Genomic DNA, 18,364 nt, shown 5'->3' on the forward strand with positions numbered 1-18,364 from the left:
GGGAAATTAAAATCGATAGCCTAGGCTATCGATTTTTGTTGTTGTTCTGCTCCTCTGTTAAAATTTTTGGAGCATCCTTCAGGATTGCCATCAGAGCTAAATCGGTGGGGGAAATAGCCTCCAACATACCATCAGGCATGACATTGTAGTTATGGGGTTGTACACGATTGATGGCTGGCAATTGCTGATCTCTTTCAAAACTATTTTTATTAGACATAAGATCAACTCCTTCTATAATAGTATTTACTTTTTACAGAGAAATAGTTATTCAAATAATTGCTTAATTGATATAAAATATCCAATTTAAGAGATAAATGATATAATAGAAAAATAATACTAAGAACAGGAGAGGACTAATTTGACGACTAAAAACCAAACAACAGAAGACGTGATAACAATGGCTATCGAGAGTAGTTGTGACGAAACTTCTGTCAGTATATTGAGAAATGGCCGTAATGTTTTAACGAATATCATTGCTTCTCAAATTCTGCAACACCAGAAATTTGGGGGAGTAGTGCCAGAGGTAGCATCACGAAAACATATTGAGAATATTAATCAGGTAATAGAAGATGCCTTAAGGGAAGCAGGGGTTACATTTGATGACATCACCCACATAGCCGTAACCTATGGACCAGGATTAGTGGGTGCTTTGTTAGTGGGTTTGTCAGCAGCAAAAGCAATCGCCTTTGCTCGAGGTATTCCTCTAAATGGAGTTAATCATATTGAGGGACATATTTATGCCAACTTTATTGAGCATAAGGATTTAGAACCACCCTTCATTGCTTTAATTGTTTCTGGTGGACATACCCATTTAGTTTATATGAAGGACTATGGAGAATATGAAGTAATAGGTAGAACAAGAGACGATGCTTCAGGAGAGGCCTTTGACAAAGTGGCTAGGGCATTAGGACTAGGCTATCCCGGTGGACCAGAGATTGATAGATTAGCGAAAATAGGTAATAACAAAGCAATTACCTTCCCAAAGGCACTTTTGGAGGAGGGGAGCTATGACTTTAGCTTTAGTGGATTGAAATCTGCAGTCTTGAACTATCTAAATAGTCAAAAGATGAAGGGGAATGAAATTCATACTGCCGATGTAGCAGCTAGTTTTCAACAGTCAGTAATCGAGGTGCTGACAGAAAAGACATTAGCCTGTGCTAAAGAAAGAGGCATTAATACCGTTGTTTTGGCAGGGGGTGTAGCAGCCAATAGCGGACTAAGGGAGCTCTTAGGGGAAGAATGTAAGAAGAGGGGAATTCAGCTAAAATATCCTTCCCTCAAATTATGTACAGACAATGCCGCTATGATTGGTTGCGTAGGATATTATGACTATATTAAAGGTCTAAGATCAGACATGCATTTAAATGCAATGCCAAACCTTAAAATTGGACAACGATATTAACAATATTGGTAATTGTTAGGCATACTTCATATTATTACTTGTATAATTACCGTTCTCATCTATGATATAATCAAATCGAAAATAATCTACCACGGAGGGGGATATATAATGGAGTTATTATCATGGATGAGAAAAGTTGATACGGATTTGAGCAGAAGTGATTTGTTGAGTTTAATCGACAATATGCACGGTGTTATTGACGCTCTATTAGCTAAGAACCAGGAAAACGAAGCCTTAATAAAGGAGTTAAAAAGAACGCTGCAAGTATAATTACATAAGAATTATGTTAATTAATTCCCCATCCAATATTATGTTGGAGTGGGGTATTTTTATCAACAAAATTTTATCAAACTATTCACAGGGTAAAAGTGCAATAAATGTGGATAATGTGGAATAACTGTGAAGAAAACTGATAATCCCAACATAGCCTGGGGATAAACTTGTGGAATCTGTGGATGGCGCTGTGGATAAATGTGGACAAAAATGATATCTATTGTGAGTATGATGGAGCATCCTGCTGAATTTAACATAATACTGTTGACATAAATACTAAATACATAGAAAAATGTCAAAACAAAACCCAGGCTGCAGGGAAGCGTCGTTTCCTAGCCTGGGTTCATAATTATCCACAATGATACTTTGTTATAATTTAACTAAATTTTCTGTAATTTTGGTTTTAGATTATTTCTTTCTAAAGAACGATTTACACTGAGCACCACTGCAGAAGTAAGAATAATTTTAATAATATCAGGTACAACATAAGGTGCAACTACTAAGTAGAATGATTTTTCCCAACCCATAGCAGTAACGAACTTAAATTGAACAAACCCTAAGCCGTATATAAGAATTAAAGCAAACATCATAGAAGCAATAGAAGTCACTAAGGAATTCTTTCTTTCCATAACAAAACCAATTAGGAAGGCTGCGATGGGAAAAGAGAACAGGAACCCACCAGTTGGGCCTACTAATACCTGAAGGCCACCTTTAAACTGAGCAAATACTGGCATTCCAGCAGCCCCCATTAGAATATAAACGATTAATGCTAAGCCCCCTAGCTTACTTCCTAAAATACCACCTGCTAAGCATACTGCTACTACTTGAAGTGTAAAGGGTACCGGTGAAAAGGGTAAGGGTATGGCTATTTGGGAACATACGGCGGTGATGGCAGCGAATAAAGCTACTAAAGTCATGTTTCTGGTAGATAGTTTCATTTAAACATTATCTCCTTTCGTCAACCTTGGAAGGTTGTTTGGTTAACAAAAACAGTTTAACCTGTCTAAGAAGAAATGTCAATAGCATTTTCCCACTCTTCATAAAGGAGATTGATTTGCTCCTTCAAACTACCTACTTGAAGTTGAACATTACGGCTTTTTTCGGGATTGGAGTAGATTTCTTCTTGGCACATGAGGGCTTCAAGCTCCAATACCTGCTCCTCCATTTCCATAATATCTGTTTCGATTTTTTTTCGTCTTTTTACTAGTTCCCTTTGACGGCTTTTTTCTTCCTTTTCTTTACGTCGTTCCTCTTTGATTTGAGTCTTGGTTTTCTCCTCTATTGGTTCTTCAATACTATTAAATTCCTGTTCCTTCTTTTTATAAAGATAATAATCATAGTTTCCAAGGAAAATATCACAGCCAGAGGGATTAAGCTCGATTACCTTTGTGGTGATACGATTTAAGAAGTAACGATCATGGGAGATGAGAAATACTGTACCGTCGTAGGTTTCCAGTGCCTCCTCCAAAACTTCTTTAGCCAAAATATCAAGGTGGTTAGTAGGCTCGTCCAGTAATAACAGATTTGCCTTAGATAAAAATAGCTTTAAAAGAGATAGTCTAGCTTTTTCTCCACCACTTAGATTAGAAATTGACTTGAATACCTCTTCGTCATGGAACAAGAAGGAACCTAATAAAGTTCTAATTTCCGTATCAGTTGTCGTGGGAAGTAGGTCACGAATTTCATCGATTACGAGATTACCGTTATTCAAAGACTTTTGTTCCTGATCATAGTAGGCAGGGTCAACATTATGACCTACAATGATTTCTCCACTGGTAATCGGTGTTTCCTTCAAAATCATCTTCATAAGGGTTGATTTACCAATACCATTTGGACCAATTAAAGCAACCTTTTCCCCCCTATAGACATCAAAGGATAGCCCCTCAAACAATTGATGACCATCAAAGGACTTTGCTAACTCCTTAACAGATAGGACATCATTACCACTCTTTACTTGAGTTTCAAATCTAATTTTAGCCCTCTTTTGGTTGAGTTGAGGCAACTCCAATTCTTCAACCTTACTCAATTGCTTTTCTCTACTTCTAGCCCGCTTAATCAGCTTTTCAGTACCATGCTGTTTCAATCGTCGGATGATATCCTCTTGTCTTTCAATCTCTTTTTGCTGTTGTTGATAAGCCTTTACCTGTTGCTCTCGAAGGACTTTCTTTTTTTCTATAAAGGTTGAATAGTTTCCGTTATAACTGTTGCATTCATGATTTTCAATTTCGAGGATACGAGTCACAGTTTGATCTAGAAAGTAACGATCGTGGGAAATCATCAAAACTGTACCATTATAATCCTTGAGAAATCCCTCCAGCCATACAACCGCCTCAATATCAAGATGATTGGTGGGCTCATCTAGCAATAGAATGTCGGGTTTGGAGAGTAAGAGCTTGACCAAAGACAAACGGGTTTTCTCTCCACCACTCAACAGTTGAACAGGCTGAGAGAATTCTTCATCCTTAAAGCCTAACCCCTTGAGGACTCCTTTGACCTCGCTACGGAAAGCATAGCCATTGTTCTTTTCAAACTCGTCTGTTAAGGCTGCGTATTCATCCATAATTTTTTGTAACTCAGCAGCAGAAGCAGCCCTTTGGCTTTTCTCTGCAATCAATAGCTCTAAAGAACGAAGGCGTTCTTCCATCTCTATTAAATGAGAAAACACAATTAATGCCTCATGGTATACATCATTTCCTTCCGATAATAGACTACTTTGCTCAAGATAGCCAAGCGCCGTGGATTTTGCAATGAAGAGGTCCCCTTCATCGTAGGTCAGTTGCCCACAAAGGATTTTAAATAAGGTAGATTTACCAGCCCCATTCACCCCCACCAAACCTACCTTTTCTCCGTTATTAATACTAAAGGTAATGTCTCTTAATATTAGATCAATACCAAAATATTTGGTTAGTTGATTACATGATAATATAATCATAATTTTCCTCCTAACAAAAAGCCTGAATATATCTATTTTATCAAAAAAGAGAAGAAGGATAAAGGGAGGAAGTAAACTAATATAAGTAATTAATTCAAATGAAAACGAAGGGTAAAATTAACGCAATTCAAACTATTTATCAATATAAATGAGGGTAAAATAATATCTATACGGAAATGAGTAATTAATCATCATTAGTTAGATAATAATAAAAAAAGTGCTGTGATTGTGGACACTTGTTATTAACAAATACTTGATATACACTGGGTTGTAGAGGGATTAATTAATTGACAATAATTTAATTGATTGTTATAATTATATCTAAAATAAATTAAAGACTTGGTTATAAGTTTATATTATGGATAATTGTAGATATTTATAGAGATCCTCTATAAAGTAATCATTGTATAAATATAAGAACATGACATACTAAAAAAACATGGGAAATCGTATGGAAGCAATAGAAAGATGTAGCAGAACTAAATTTAAAATTGATGTTAGCAGGCTTGAGAACTATTATCGAAAAGGAGGATTTATATGAACAGAGACTTTTCTAATGTTTCTATGGCAGTAATTCGAAGACTACCCAAATATCATAGATACTTAAAGGATTTATTGGAGAAGGAAGTATATCGAATTTCGTCAAGAGAATTAAGTAAATTGATTGGCTTTACAGCATCTCAAATTAGACAAGATCTTAATTGCTTTGGGGGCTTTGGACAACAGGGATACGGATATAACGTGGAGGAGCTTTATCAAGAAATAGGCAAGATATTAGGGTTAAACAAGACCTATACAACTGTCATTATTGGAGCAGGTAACTTAGGGCAGGCTATTGCAAATTATCCAAGTTTTATTAAATATGGATTCAAATTAATGGGATTATTTGATATTAACCCAAAACTGATAGGAATGAAGATAAGAGACATAGATATATTAGATTTAGATTACTTAGAAGAATATATTAGTAAAAACAAGGTGGAAATTGGAATTATTTGTACACCAAAGGAAGTGGCTCAGGAAGTAGCGGAGCGTTTAGCCGATTCAAATGTAAAGGGAATTTGGAATTTTGCTCCAGTAGATATTAAAGTTCCAAAGGAAATTATTGTTGAAAATGTACATTTGAGTGAGAGTTTATTTATTCTATCGTATCTTTTAAATGAAAAAGAGAACCTTCAGGGGTAGGTAGAAACGCCTATCCGTATTTTTATAAGGGAGTATTGGGTGGTAAAATGAGAAATTATTATATGCAAATTCAACAGTATTCCGAGATGTTAATTCAACAAATACTACTTATGGATAAAAAGGGCATCAAGAATAATGGGGATACATTATCCTTGACGGAAATACTGATTCTAAAAGCCCTAGGGGACCAGCAAGAAAAGAAAATGGCCGATCTAATAGAAGAACTTAATTTAGATAGGAATATCTTTGGAACCTTCATCAATAGACTCCAAAGTCAAAATTATGTGATTAAGAGAAGGGCAAAGGAGGACAAAAGGGCTCAAGTACTACTATTAACAGATAAGGGAAAATTAAGTTTTGAGCAAATTCTTTTAACGGAAAAAGAACTCCTTTTATCGTTGTTGAATGACTTTACCTTTAATGAAGAAAAGGCTATACTAAAATTTCTTGTAAAACTGGATATGTTAAGAAGGAATAATCATACACCATAAAAATAGCCAATCAAATGGTTATTTTTTTTTCATAAAAAAGAGACTGAAAAATTTCAGTCTCTAATTCCTTCTGTATTTTATTTATTCAGCTGGTACTGGAGCGTCAACTGGACAAACATTTGCACAGGCTCCACAATCGATGCAACCATCTTGGTCAATTACATAGATGCTGTCTCCTGCAGAGATAACATCAACTGGACATTCTGGCTCACAAGCCCCACAACTGATACAAGCGTCATTAATTACATATGCCATTTTAATTTCCTCCTCGTTCTTTAAATTAATTTTTATAGAATTTGTAATTTCTTCATAAAAATATTATACCAACATTGAAAGTTTTGAACATAAAAAAACACATTTTTTTTTATAAAACATTCAATATATAATGATTTTCATTGTATATATTTATAACAGAGTACGTGGAGATTTTTTTCATAATATCGGAGAGCTTATGGCAAACTATTTTAAGTGTGGTACAATAGAATCAAAAACCTAAGCAGGAGGATGTTGCATGAAAGTTTATGCTCTAGTTGGTCCTAGTGGTACAGGAAAAAGCTACCAATCCATTTCTTTAGCAAAGAAAAAAAAGATTGCTTATATCATAGATGATGGACTTTTAATCAAAGGTAATAAATTGCTAGGAGGTTCTTCAGCTAAGCGGGAAAAATCAAAAATGGCAGCGGTCAAGAGGGCCCTGTTTCTTAAAGAAGAGCATAGAAATCAGGTCAAGGAGATTTTAGAAGCAGAGAATCCAAAGGCCATTTTACTTTTAGGTACCTCTGATAAAATGGTAAATACCATTGCAAAACGTTTAGATCTAGGTGAAATAAACGATAGATTTTATATTCATGATATTTCTTCAGAGGATGATATCCAGGTAGCGAGGAAATGTAGAATGCAGGAAGGAAAACATGTCATCCCTGTACCCACATTTGAAATAAAAAAGGATTTTTCAGGATATTTCTTAAATCCATTGAAGGTACTAAGAAATTTTGGAAAGAGCAATCGTCAAGAATTTGATGAGAAATCGGTAGTTAGACCCACCTTTAGCTACATGGGAAGATATACAATATCAGACCGTGTTGTAAGGGACTTAGTTCAATACTCTACTTTAAAAATAGAAGGAGTGCATAAAATTAGTGATATTGATATTAAGACTTTAACAGGTGGGATTGTTATTGAAATCGAACTAATAGCAATTTACGGTTATTCCATCAAGGGTTTATTAGAAGCTGTGCAAACCAGTGTTAACAGTGAGGTAGAAGGCATGACTTCCCTTAACATTTTATCGATAAATGTTTTTCTTAAAAACCTTGTCGTACCTTAGGTTTATTTGTTTACAATTTGAATATTAATGTGATATAATGCAAATGTAAGTGGAAGGGGTCAAGTTTTATTACTACATAATCGGTTTAGAACCATTGATTCTGCACACTTCCTACAGATTGGCAAAGTTGATACTTAAAAATTTTTTAATGGGAGACTATTGAAAAATATTTCACTGAAAACGTTTTTAAGGAGAACTTTTCTTCTTAGAATAGATTTGTTCTTTTATATTAACTCAAAACACATATTTTAGGAGGGTATTATAATGTCTGAAAAAACTCTAAATCCGTTTGAGATTGCTCAGTTACAGGTTAAAACAGCTTGTGACAAGTTAGGTACAGAACAACCAGTGTATGAAATCTTAAAAAACCCACAAAGAGTATTAGAAGTTTCTATTCCAGTTAAGATGGATGATGGAACTGTTAAGTCTTTCATCGGTTACAGATCTCAACACAATGATGCTGTAGGTCCTTTCAAAGGTGGAATCAGATTCCATCATGACGTAACAAGAGATGAAGTTAAGGCGCTTTCTACTTGGATGACTTTCAAGTGTGGAGTAGTTGGTATTCCTTACGGTGGAGGTAAAGGTGGAATCACTGTAAATCCTTCTGAGTTATCTCAAGGTGAATTAGAAAGATTATCAAGGGGATTCGCTAGAGCAATTTCTCCAATCATCGGTGAGAGAAAAGATATTCCAGCACCAGACGTTAACACAAATGGACAAATCATGGCTTGGTTTGTGGACGAGTATGAAAAAGCAACTGGTAGATTTGAGCCAGGCGTATTTACTGGAAAGCCAGTAGATTTCTACGGATCTTTAGGAAGAACTGAAGCTACAGGATTTGGTGTTGCCATCATGGCTAGAGACGCTGCTAAGAGAATTGGTTTACCATTAGAAGGTGCTACTGTAGCAATTCAAGGATTTGGTAACGTAGGAAGCTATGCAGGTCTTTATATGCAAGAAATGGGATCTAAAGTGATCGCTGTTTCTGACTCTTCTGTTTGCATCTACAACGAAAATGGTTTAGATATTAAAGAATTAATGGCTTATGTTGCTACTAACAAAAAAGTTAAAGGATTCCCAGGAGCAACTCAAGAATTAGATAGAAACGAAGTTCTTACAGTTGATTGTGATATCTTAATGCCTTGTGCTTTAGAAAACCAAATTACTTCTAAGAACGTAGACCAAATTAAAGCTAAAATCGTAAGTGAAGGTGCTAACGGACCTACAACTCCAGAAGCTGATAAGGTATTACACGGAAAAGGAATTATCGTAATTCCTGATATCTTAGCTAATGCTGGTGGAGTTACTGTATCTTACTTCGAGTGGGTACAAAACTTAATGAGATATACTTGGTCTTTCGAGGAAGTACAAACTAAGCAAGAGCAATTAATGGTTAAAGCTTTTGATGAAATTTGGTCTTTAAAAGAAGAGCACGGTGTGGACATGAGAACAGCTGCTTACATGATGTCAATCAAGAGAATTGCAGTTGCTATGAAGTTTAGAGGATGGTACTAATCTAAATTTTAGATAGATAAAAAATCGGGTTAATAGCCCGATTTTTTTATGCAAATAATTCGGTTATTAAAATGATTTGCATCCAATAAAAAAATCTAAAGAAATTTTATCTTTAGATTTTTTTATTGGGTTAAATACAAAAATTTCTAAAGAAGCTATAAACTAGCAATACATAATTAATTTGCATAAGAGGATTTATAGGGAGTAAGGCGAATAAGTACTGCATATGAAGATGGAGTAGTTTAAAAGGAGGAGGAAAAAATGACTTATCTTGAGGAAAGAGTCGTTGTCACTGGTGCAGGACAAGGAATAGGTAGAAGTATTGCAATGGCATATGGAAAACTAGGGGCAAAGGTGGTTATTGCTGAGGTCAATGAAGCGACTGGTGGAAAAGTGGAGGAGGATATGAGGAGTCTAGGATATGATGCAACCTTCATTAAGACCGATGTTTCAAAGGAATCGGATGTTAAATATATGGTATCGGAAACCATCAGATTATATGAAGGAATCGATACATTGATTAACAATGCTGCTATATCCTTTTATGAAGAAAATCCTTTGGAGATGTCACTGGAGACTTGGAATAAGATCATAGGTATTAATTTAACGGGAAGTTTTTTATGTGCAAAACATTGCGGCACCATCATGAAGCTACAGAAGAGGGGAAACATCATTAATATAGCTTCAACAAGGGCCTTTATGTCGGAAGCCTTTACAGAAGCCTATACAGCATCAAAGGGAGGTGTCATAGCCTTAACCCATGGGCTGGCAGTATCCTTGGGGCAGTATGGCATAAGGGTCAACTCCATCAGCCCGGGCTGGATAGATTTGAGAGATTATGAGGATTTAAGACCTGTTGATCATCAGCAACATCCTGTGGGGAGGGTGGGAAAGCCAGAAGATGTGGCAAGTTTATGTCTATATTTAACATCGCCTGAGGCTGCTTTTATTACTGGTAGCAACTTTACAGTAGATGGTGGCATGACGAAGAAGATGATTTATGAAGGGTAGAGCTTTGGGTTGGCGGAACTCGAAGGATATTTTATACTCTTATTCGACAAATTATGTTATGATAGATAGAGGATTGAAGGCTGGGTATTTGCCAGCATAGTAGAAGGATTCGAGAGAGAAAGGGGTTATCATGAAGCTGAACTTACTAGAAATGGACAACAAGGTAATCTTAGAGGGAGCGGTAGATTTTGAACCTAAACATGTCTTTGAATGTGGACAATGCTTTCGCTGGGATCAAGCGAGGGATGGTAGCTATACTGGTGTGGCATATAATAGGATACTAAATGTAAAAAAAGAAGATAACAAAATTGTTTTCGATAATACTAACCTGAAGGATTTTCAAAATATTTGGACAGAATATTTTGACTTATCTACAAACTATACAGACATAAAATCTAGACTTATTAAAGAAGACCCTGTCATGATGGAGGCCACTGAATTTGGTGGGGGAATTCGTATACTGAGACAAGAATTATGGGAAACCATCGTTTCCTTTATTATCTCTGCAAATAATAACATTCCAAGAATTAAAAAAATAGTCAATCTTCTTAGCGAAAGATACGGGGACCTGATCGGCACTTATGAAGGTAAGAAATATTATTCTTTTCCTAGGCCAGAGGTGTTGGCAAAACTGACAAAAGAAGAAGTAATGGATTGCAATACGGGATATAGAGCAGCCTATATCATTGGGACAGCCCAAGAATTTGCTGAAAGGAATTTGCAAATGGAGGATTTCCTAAATCCCAAAGAAGGGGATTATCACAAAAAACTCTTAGAATTAAAGGGAGTAGGACCAAAGGTTGCAAACTGTATTGCCTTCTTTTCTTTAGGGAAGCTAGAGGCTTTTCCGATAGATGTTTGGGTGAAAAGATTGATGGAGCATTTTTACTTTAAAATAGAAACCCCAGGAGGTGAAATACAGCGATTTGCAAAGGAAAAGTTTGGACAACATGCTGGATACGCCCAGCAATATCTATTCTATTATGGAAGAGAACTAGGGATTGGTAAGGGGGACAAGAAAGAATGATGGGTACAATTGTTAATGCTGTAGCAATAGCAGTAGGTGGGGTTTTAGGAATTCTTTTAAGAAAAGGGATTCCTGATAGCTATAAAACAACAATCATGCAGGGATTAGGTCTAAGTGTATTTGTCATTGGACTATCTGGGGCGTTAAAAAGTCAAAACATTTTATTGATGATTTTTAGCCTCGTGCTGGGGAGTATTATCGGAGAGGCTTTAGCTATAGAGGACAAGCTTGAAAAGACGGGGAAGTTTTTAGAAAAGAAGTTTAGTAAAGGCGAAGGGACAATTGCCAAGGGATTTGTCATTGCCAGTTTGATTTACTGCGTAGGGGCTATGGCGATTGTTGGTTCATTAGAGAGTGGATTAACAGGAAATCATGAGACCCTATATGCTAAATCTTTGATTGACGGGGTTTCTGCTATTATATTTGCCTCTACTTTAGGAATAGGCGTTGCTATGTCGGCTGCTGCGGTATTCATTTATCAAGGAATCATAACCCTCTCTGCCACCTTTATTAAGGACTTTTTAACTGCTGGGGTAATTGCTGAAATGTCTGCTATCGGGGGACTATTGATTATGGGGATCTCCAGTAATGTATTAGAGATCAAAAAGATTAAGGTTGGAAACATGATACCAGCCGTATTCTTACCGATTTTTTTCCCGTTTGTTCAGCCGTATCTACAGAAGATGATGGAGTTAGTTGATGGTTTGTTCAGTTTAGTCGGTGGCCTGTTTTAATAGACAGTATACTTTAAAAAGAAATCCTCTTCTATTGGGGATTTTTTCTGTTATTGGGGAACTATATTGTGGTGGATACTCTATAGAAAGGTGCTTAGGCATAACCTTTATGATGATTTGCTTTGACTTTAGTACATTTTTAATGGTATCCTTCAGGAGAGTGTAAAATAATTAGAAAATAAGTGAAATAACAAAAAAAACGTCTCTAATTGATTATAAACTGCTTAGAAAGGATATATTAACCTGTAGAGGCATTTGCTAGGTCTATTACTTTTATATAACATTATAAATGTAATTAGCACTCATTAATTATGAGTGCTAACAAATTGCAAAATAAGCTTGAAAAAATAAATAAAAAATTTAAGGAGGTTAATTTCATGAACATTAAACCTTTAGGTGACAGAGTTGTAATCAAGAGATTAGAAGCAGAAGAAAAAACGAAAAGTGGAATCGTGCTACCTGGTAGTGCAAAGGAACAACCACAAATGGCTGAGGTAATGGCTGTTGGACCAGGTGGGATGATTGAAGGTAAAGAAGTAATAATGGAAGTTAAAGTTGGAGATCGAGTAATATTCTCTAAATATGCTGGTACAGAAGTAAAGCATGATGGAGTTGAATATACCATCTTAAGACAAAATGATATTCTAGCGATCGTAGAATAGGCTCTTTGACTAGAGATTACTTAATGAATTAAAAGAAAATAAAGAGTTATTAAAAATTATAAAAAAAGAAACAGAAAAACATACTACAAAATCGTTAAGGAGGTATTTTTCATGGCTAAAGAGATTAAGTTTGGAGAAGAAGCTCGTCGTTCGTTAGAAGCGGGTGTAAATAAGTTAGCGGATGCAGTAAAAGTTACATTAGGACCAAAGGGAAGAAATGTTGTAATTGATAAGAAGTTCGGTTCTCCATTAATTACAAACGATGGTGTTACCATTGCTAGAGAAATCGAGTTGGAAGATACATTTGAAAATATGGGAGCACAATTAGTTAAGGAAGTCGCTACAAAGACTAATGATGTGGCTGGAGACGGTACGACTACTGCTACTTTATTAGCACAAGCAATCATCCGTGAAGGTATTAAAAACGTTGCAGCTGGTGCAAACCCAATGATTTTAAGAAAAGGTATTCAAAAATCAGTTGATGCAGCTGTAGCTGAATTAAAGAAGATTTCTAAGCCAATCGAAAGCCAAGAAGCCATTGCTCAAGTAGGAGCTATTTCTGCTGGTGAAGAAGAAATCGGTCAATTAATTGCTAGTGCAATGGAAAAGGTAGGTAAGGATGGCGTAATCTCCATCGAAGAATCTAAATCTATGGGAACTACTTTATCTGTTGTAGAAGGTATGCAATTTGATAGAGGGTACTTATCTCCATACATGGTAACTGATACTGAAAAAATGGAAGCTGTATTAAATGATCCATACATCTTAATCACAGATAAGAAAATCAGCAGCATCCAAGAAATCCTACCAGTCCTTGAGAAAATCGTTCAACAAGGTAAGAAGCTATTAATCATCGCTGAAGATATCGAAGGTGAAGCATTAGCAACAATCGTTGTTAATAAATTAAGAGGTACCTTTGAGTGTGTAGCTGTGAAGGCCCCAGGTTTCGGCGACAGAAGAAAGGCTATGTTACAGGATATTGCTATCCTAACAGGTGCAACTGTGATCTCTGAAGAATTAGGTTATGAATTAAAGACTGCTACTATGGACATGTTGGGAACAGCTAGAACTGTTAAAGTAGATAAGGAAAATACGACTATCGTTGAAGGTGCTGGAGACGAAAAGGCCATCAAGGATAGAGTACACCAATTACGTGCACAGTTAGAAGAAACAACATCCGATTTTGATAAAGAAAAGCTTTCTGAAAGATTAGCGAAGTTATCTGGTGGAGTAGCTGTAATCGAAGTTGGAGCTGCTACTGAGACAGAGCTTAAGGAAAGAAAGCTAAGAATAGAAGATGCTCTTAACGCTACTAGAGCAGCAGTAGAAGAAGGAATCGTAGCTGGTGGTGGTACAGCATTAATCAACGTGATCTCAGCAGTAGAGGCGTTATTAGAGACTACTGAAGGCGACGAAAAGACAGGGGTTAAGATCATCAGAAGAGCATTAGAAGAGCCAGTAAGACAAATTGCTGCTAATGCAGGATTAGAAGGATCTGTAATCGTTGAGAAGGTAATGAATGCAGAAGTAGGAGTAGGATTCGATGCTCTAAACGAAAAATATGTGGATATGATTGCAGCAGGTATCGTTGACCCAACTAAGGTAACTAGATCAGCTTTACAAAACGCAGCTTCTGTATCTGCTATGTTGTTAACGACTGAAAGTGCGATTGTAGACATTAAAGAAGATGAGCCAGCTGGTGGTATGCCAGGCGGAATGGGTGGCATGGGAATGATGTAAGATCATTCTTGAAAAGTGAATGTAAGGATTTGAATATTGGGAGTTGAGAAAATGGGTGAATTTAAGGACCGAATGGATCAATTATATGACAATCTAATGGATAGGCTTGCGGAAGAAGGTTATGAAGATATCACAAATAGCGCAAATAATGCTATTGTTGATTTAATGCAAGATTATCAATTAGAAGATGCTAAAGCTTTCAATGAATTGGTAAACGATTCGAAAAAGATAATAGAAAAAGAGAAAATAGAAAACGAGTAATACACATAAAAATAGGACTGACTATTATATTAGTTAGTCCTATTTCTATGTCTAAAAGAGCTAGTTGAATAATAAAACCGAGTCCAAGTAACTATTATATTGACTCGGTTTTATTAATTTTAATAGATTCTTTGTACTGTACCTACAAAATTTAGATTCAAATTTGTATAGGTTTCCATCCTTCTATTTCTGGAAGGCTATTAAGTGATGTTTCCTTATGTTAGTATGTATAGTGTTGCGTATGAATATATATAGCCAGAAGTAGGGGAGAGGTTGGCAAGAGCTGTGAGGTGGTGTATGGTAACGACATCTTATATCAGGAAGTACTATATACAGGTAAATACTATGATGAAACATCTATTAGAGGCAGGTGTTTTATTCTAGTATGTTTTGTAAAAATTTGCGGTGAAAAAACTTTGATAAATTATGAATCATATAGTAAAATTTAAGAGCAATATAGTATACTATATAAAAGAGAGGGTGTTAAAAATGAATAAAATAAAAAAGAAACGTATGTTTAATTTATTGATTTTATCCATTGTTTTGAGTTTAGTTGTTTTACCAAACAATGTTTTTGCCAACACAAACAAAACCTATTCGGCATTTTACCTAGGTGAATATGGTGATTATGATGCACAAAGGTTTGTGTATCATATGGATAACTTATTCTATACTAGACATAGTTATAAAACTACACACAATTCTAGTAATAGACCAACTGCATCTGATATAATCAATGCTAGTAATAGCGCTTTTTTATATCTATCGGGACATGGATATAGTGATACAGAGCTCACGATTAGTAATCCTATTGATGGATCAACAATAAGTAGTATTTCAGCTGAATCAAATGCGAGCATGAAAGATGGTTCGTACTATAGTACTAATGAAATCAATACTGCTAAAAAAGATTCGTATACAACATGGTCTAAATGGAACACAAATCTAAAGTGGGTATTTATAGCTGGATGTGGACAGTTAAACTATGGTACACAAGGAAGAGGCAACTTCTATAATAATGAAAATACAGCTCAACTTTGGGCAAAAACTATGCTAGGTACTAATAGGGTACATGGAATTTTAGGATACTATGGAAGTGCACCTGGAGACAACAACGATAGTTCTATTGTTAATAGTTTTTTTAATAATGCAACAGAAATTAGCTACTACACTGGAAAGCCTGAGACAATTTTAAATTCATGGAAAAATGCTAATACTTCAATTGTATCAATAACATGGGCGAGTCTTGTACATAGAGGTAATGCAGGTGACTATTTACCAGGATTTTGGACTGGCTTAACTGCAAATACAACTGGTGCATATACATTTGATCTATATCAGAAGTCGGGGACGTCTTCTGCTATTCCAATATCTTTAGTTTCAAATGATTTTTCTCTTGCAAGTAGTAGTAATCAAGACTTACCAACAAGTATAGAATCAGAAAAAACCAAGTTTAAATTGTTAAATACTTATATTCCGAATAATAAATCATTAAAAAATTTAAAAGTATCACCGATAGATATCAATAGAAGTGCAATTGCAGAAAGGCTGATAGGAGGAACTCATGATTTACGAGTTGAGAGATACGATGAAGAAGGTAATCATATCATCAATAATAAAAATAAGGAAGTAAAAATATTAAAAAATGGCGGATTAATATTTAGGGATAAGAGCAAGAGTATAGAAGACGCACAAAAAGTGAGTTTTAACGAAGAAGTAGCAGTAGAAAAGGCAAAACAATTTTTAAAGGTTAATGGTCTTTTACCAAGAGATGCAAAAGTAAAAGATGTGTATAAGGTTACAAGAGCAACCATGACATCAGATCGTGAGGAATTTTTAGAAGAAGAAGTAATGGAGTATTCAGTTATATTTAGTCATTACTATAACGGGACAGAAATATCAAGTATAAATGGCGAAGGAATAATAGTTGAAGTTGGAGAGAGTGGTGTTAATCACCTACAGTTTTTATGGCATGATTTAGAAGAGTTCGGAGAAAGTAGAAATCATATAAATGTTGAAGTAGCTTTATCTAAATTAAAAAATCAGAAGAATATTAAGTGGAACTTACCAAAAGAAGTAGCAATATCTAATATAGAACTTGTCTATCAATCTCCTGATATTAACGATGATAATATTACTAATTTCAAACCAGCATGGAAAATAGAAATTAATAATAATATACCGATATTAATTGATGCAGTAACGGGTGAACGTCTATAAATTACAATAAGGATGCAGGGATAAGTATTTTCCCTGCATTTTTAATAATATTTGGAAGCGAGGTGTTGGAATGAAAAAACACTATATTTTAATTATAATGGGAATACTAGCTGTTGGACTTACTTATATAGCGTCTACTAATGTACGTAAAACAGAAACTTTATTTGATATAATAAATGCTAGACCAGTAGATGTAAAAAATAGTAGAAGTAAAACCATCGTTAGTATAATTGATAGTGGTGTAGATATTTATAATTACAATGATAGGTTATTAATAAAAGGTAGAAATATTATAAACACAGAAGAGCCACCTATCGATAAGCTGGGGCATGGAACTATAATCACGGATATAATCTTCGATGTTGTTAATGAAGTAATGATTCATAATGAACATATAAAAGTGCTACCCGTAAAAGTTTTTGATGATTATGGCAATACAAAAGATAAGTTTATACCAGAGGGAATAAAGTGGGCTGTAGATAATGGAGCAAATATTATAAACTTAAGCATAGCTATGAAAAGTGTAAATAATGATATTGTAGAGGCTATTGAGTACGCAAGTCAAAAAGATGTGTTAATAGTTGCCTCCGTAGGAAATGACGGTACTCAAATAGAGGGCACTTTACTAAACAATTTACCTGTTATTTGGGTAGGATCAATAAATAAAAATAGATTAAAATCTAATTTTTCTAGCTTTGGAGAACATTTAATTCTTGTTGCACTGGGAGAAGATATTGAAACGAGCAAAGGAATTACTACAGGTACTAGCTATTCTGTAGCACAAGTAACAGCAGCAGCTGCAATACTAAAATCTATAGATAATACACTAACTCCAATGGAAATAAAAAATATTCTACAGTCCAGTGCTAAGGATCTAGGAGCTAAAGGGGTAGATAAATATTATGGTTATGGGTTATTGGATATAAAAAATGCAATAAAAAATCTTGAAAATTAATGGAGGTATTATGAAAAAGATAATTTGTAGCGTAATTCTATTATTTATCTTGTTCAACTTATTGGCTTGTGTCAACAATAGTATATCAGAAAAAGAAGCTATAAGTATTGCATATCAAGATGCCGAGCTTGAAATATCATCTGCTCAGTTAGAAAAATTTAATACAGAGGCAATAAAATTGGATTCGTGGTATGTAAAGGAACCATATAGATCTTGGGACGATGTGTGGAGAGTAATTATTCAAACTAAAGAGGGAGAACATTTATTCTTGTATGCTATACTTGCTGAAAATGGCAAAATTATTGAAAAGATACGTTATAATGAAGTAGATAAATATGTTGTGAAAAATAAATAGTATTTGTAAGGGAGGTCTATAGAATAGATATAAATAAACTTCCCAGTGGGGCAGATAGCCTTTGATATTATAATCATAAAGACATTGTTAAGCATATTGCACAAGATAATAAAGAAGATACTATAGAGAAGAGAATTATGCAGACGTGGACCCTCGTAGACTTGCAGCAACACTCAGGTATTAAAAAACCTCTCTATTTTCCCTTTTGATGTAGGGGTATAGGGTTTAGCATGTAGAAGACTTATTCCTACGGAGGCACAGATCATTTCTA

General features: G+C 35.1%; 19 protein-coding genes. 15 read left to right on the forward strand and 4 right to left on the reverse strand.

Annotation, left to right across the window (positions count from 1 at the left end; translation table 11 throughout):
* Positions 1 to 25: 25 nt before the first annotated feature.
* On the reverse strand, positions 26 to 217 hold the full coding sequence (locus tag JOC73_RS09780) for a hypothetical protein (protein ID WP_204402629.1): 192 nt from the start codon (positions 215 to 217) through the stop codon (positions 26 to 28).
* 180 nt (positions 218 to 397) lie between these two features.
* Between JOC73_RS09780 and tsaD the strand changes: the two genes are divergently transcribed.
* Together tsaD and JOC73_RS09790 are read left to right on the forward strand one after the other, a co-directional pair.
* Positions 398 to 1,402 (forward strand): tRNA (adenosine(37)-N6)-threonylcarbamoyltransferase complex transferase subunit TsaD, encoded by a 1,005-nt coding sequence (gene tsaD, locus JOC73_RS09785; RefSeq protein ID WP_204402673.1) that lies wholly within the window; start codon positions 398 to 400, stop codon positions 1,400 to 1,402.
* Between the two features lie 108 nt (positions 1,403 to 1,510).
* Positions 1,511 to 1,672, forward strand: a complete 162-nt coding sequence (locus JOC73_RS09790; protein ID WP_204402632.1) for a hypothetical protein — start codon at positions 1,511 to 1,513, stop codon at positions 1,670 to 1,672.
* Between the two features lie 383 nt (positions 1,673 to 2,055).
* Here JOC73_RS09790 and JOC73_RS09795 read toward each other — a convergent pair whose 3' ends face one another.
* Both JOC73_RS09795 and JOC73_RS09800 read right to left on the reverse strand, forming a co-directional pair.
* Positions 2,056 to 2,613: a biotin transporter BioY gene (locus JOC73_RS09795; RefSeq protein WP_204402634.1), complete on the reverse strand. Its 558-nt coding sequence runs from the start codon at positions 2,611 to 2,613 to the stop codon at positions 2,056 to 2,058.
* A 65-nt stretch (positions 2,614 to 2,678) separates the two neighbouring features.
* Positions 2,679 to 4,607, reverse strand: coding sequence for an ABC-F family ATP-binding cassette domain-containing protein (locus JOC73_RS09800; RefSeq protein ID WP_204402636.1), 1,929 nt, complete (start codon positions 4,605 to 4,607; stop codon positions 2,679 to 2,681).
* A 537-nt stretch (positions 4,608 to 5,144) separates the two neighbouring features.
* On the opposite strand from JOC73_RS09800, the gene JOC73_RS09805 reads away from it, so the two are divergent.
* Complete coding sequence (locus tag JOC73_RS09805) at positions 5,145 to 5,792, forward strand: redox-sensing transcriptional repressor Rex (protein WP_204402639.1); 648 nt, start codon at positions 5,145 to 5,147, stop codon at positions 5,790 to 5,792.
* Between the two features lie 47 nt (positions 5,793 to 5,839).
* Entirely contained in the window at positions 5,840 to 6,283 is a 444-nt protein-coding gene (locus tag JOC73_RS09810) for a MarR family winged helix-turn-helix transcriptional regulator (RefSeq protein ID WP_204402642.1), read from the forward strand.
* 81 nt (positions 6,284 to 6,364) lie between these two features.
* Here the strand turns inward: JOC73_RS09810 and JOC73_RS09815 are convergent, their stop codons facing one another.
* Complete coding sequence (locus tag JOC73_RS09815; RefSeq protein WP_204402644.1) at positions 6,365 to 6,538, reverse strand: DUF362 domain-containing protein; 174 nt, start codon at positions 6,536 to 6,538, stop codon at positions 6,365 to 6,367.
* A 256-nt stretch (positions 6,539 to 6,794) separates the two neighbouring features.
* Here JOC73_RS09815 and JOC73_RS09820 point away from each other — a divergent pair, with 256 nt between their 5' ends.
* From JOC73_RS09820 to JOC73_RS09870, 11 genes are all read left to right on the forward strand, one after another.
* A complete protein-coding gene (locus tag JOC73_RS09820; RefSeq protein ID WP_204402646.1) occupies positions 6,795 to 7,610 on the forward strand; it encodes an Asp23/Gls24 family envelope stress response protein in 816 nt (271 codons plus the stop codon).
* Positions 7,611 to 7,874: 264 nt separating this feature from the next.
* The gene (locus tag JOC73_RS09825; RefSeq protein ID WP_204402648.1) at positions 7,875 to 9,128 is read left to right on the forward strand and encodes a Glu/Leu/Phe/Val family dehydrogenase; all 1,254 of its coding nucleotides are present in this window, start codon (positions 7,875 to 7,877) and stop codon (positions 9,126 to 9,128) included.
* 261 nt (positions 9,129 to 9,389) lie between these two features.
* Positions 9,390 to 10,139 carry an SDR family oxidoreductase gene (locus JOC73_RS09830; RefSeq protein ID WP_204402651.1) on the forward strand — a complete coding sequence of 250 codons (750 nt, stop codon included), beginning with the start codon at positions 9,390 to 9,392 and terminating at the stop codon, positions 10,137 to 10,139.
* A gap of 130 nt (positions 10,140 to 10,269) precedes the next feature.
* A complete protein-coding gene (locus JOC73_RS09835) occupies positions 10,270 to 11,166 on the forward strand; it encodes a DNA-3-methyladenine glycosylase family protein (protein WP_330613157.1) in 897 nt (298 codons plus the stop codon).
* Positions 11,163 to 11,900, forward strand: coding sequence for a DUF554 domain-containing protein (locus tag JOC73_RS09840; protein ID WP_204402653.1), 738 nt, complete (start codon positions 11,163 to 11,165; stop codon positions 11,898 to 11,900). The genes JOC73_RS09835 and JOC73_RS09840 overlap by 4 nt, the downstream gene beginning before the upstream one ends.
* A gap of 377 nt (positions 11,901 to 12,277) precedes the next feature.
* Positions 12,278 to 12,562, forward strand: a complete 285-nt coding sequence (gene groES, locus JOC73_RS09845) for a co-chaperone GroES (protein ID WP_204402655.1) — start codon at positions 12,278 to 12,280, stop codon at positions 12,560 to 12,562.
* Between the two features lie 111 nt (positions 12,563 to 12,673).
* Positions 12,674 to 14,302, forward strand: coding sequence for a chaperonin GroEL (gene groL / locus JOC73_RS09850; RefSeq protein WP_204402657.1), 1,629 nt, complete (start codon positions 12,674 to 12,676; stop codon positions 14,300 to 14,302).
* A 51-nt stretch (positions 14,303 to 14,353) separates the two neighbouring features.
* Positions 14,354 to 14,563, forward strand: a complete 210-nt coding sequence (locus JOC73_RS09855; RefSeq protein ID WP_204402659.1) for a hypothetical protein — start codon at positions 14,354 to 14,356, stop codon at positions 14,561 to 14,563.
* Positions 14,564 to 15,052: 489 nt separating this feature from the next.
* Positions 15,053 to 16,783, forward strand: coding sequence for a hypothetical protein (locus JOC73_RS09860; protein WP_204402661.1), 1,731 nt, complete (start codon positions 15,053 to 15,055; stop codon positions 16,781 to 16,783).
* A gap of 70 nt (positions 16,784 to 16,853) precedes the next feature.
* Positions 16,854 to 17,738, forward strand: coding sequence for a S8 family peptidase (locus JOC73_RS09865; RefSeq protein WP_204402663.1), 885 nt, complete (start codon positions 16,854 to 16,856; stop codon positions 17,736 to 17,738).
* A 10-nt stretch (positions 17,739 to 17,748) separates the two neighbouring features.
* The gene (locus JOC73_RS09870; protein ID WP_204402665.1) at positions 17,749 to 18,093 is read left to right on the forward strand and encodes a hypothetical protein; all 345 of its coding nucleotides are present in this window, start codon (positions 17,749 to 17,751) and stop codon (positions 18,091 to 18,093) included.
* Positions 18,094 to 18,364 lie beyond the last annotated feature (271 nt).

Origin of the sequence: Alkaliphilus hydrothermalis (assembly GCF_016908555.1) — a bacterium.
In the GTDB taxonomy this organism is placed as follows: domain Bacteria; phylum Bacillota; class Clostridia; order Peptostreptococcales; family Natronincolaceae; genus Alkaliphilus; species Alkaliphilus hydrothermalis.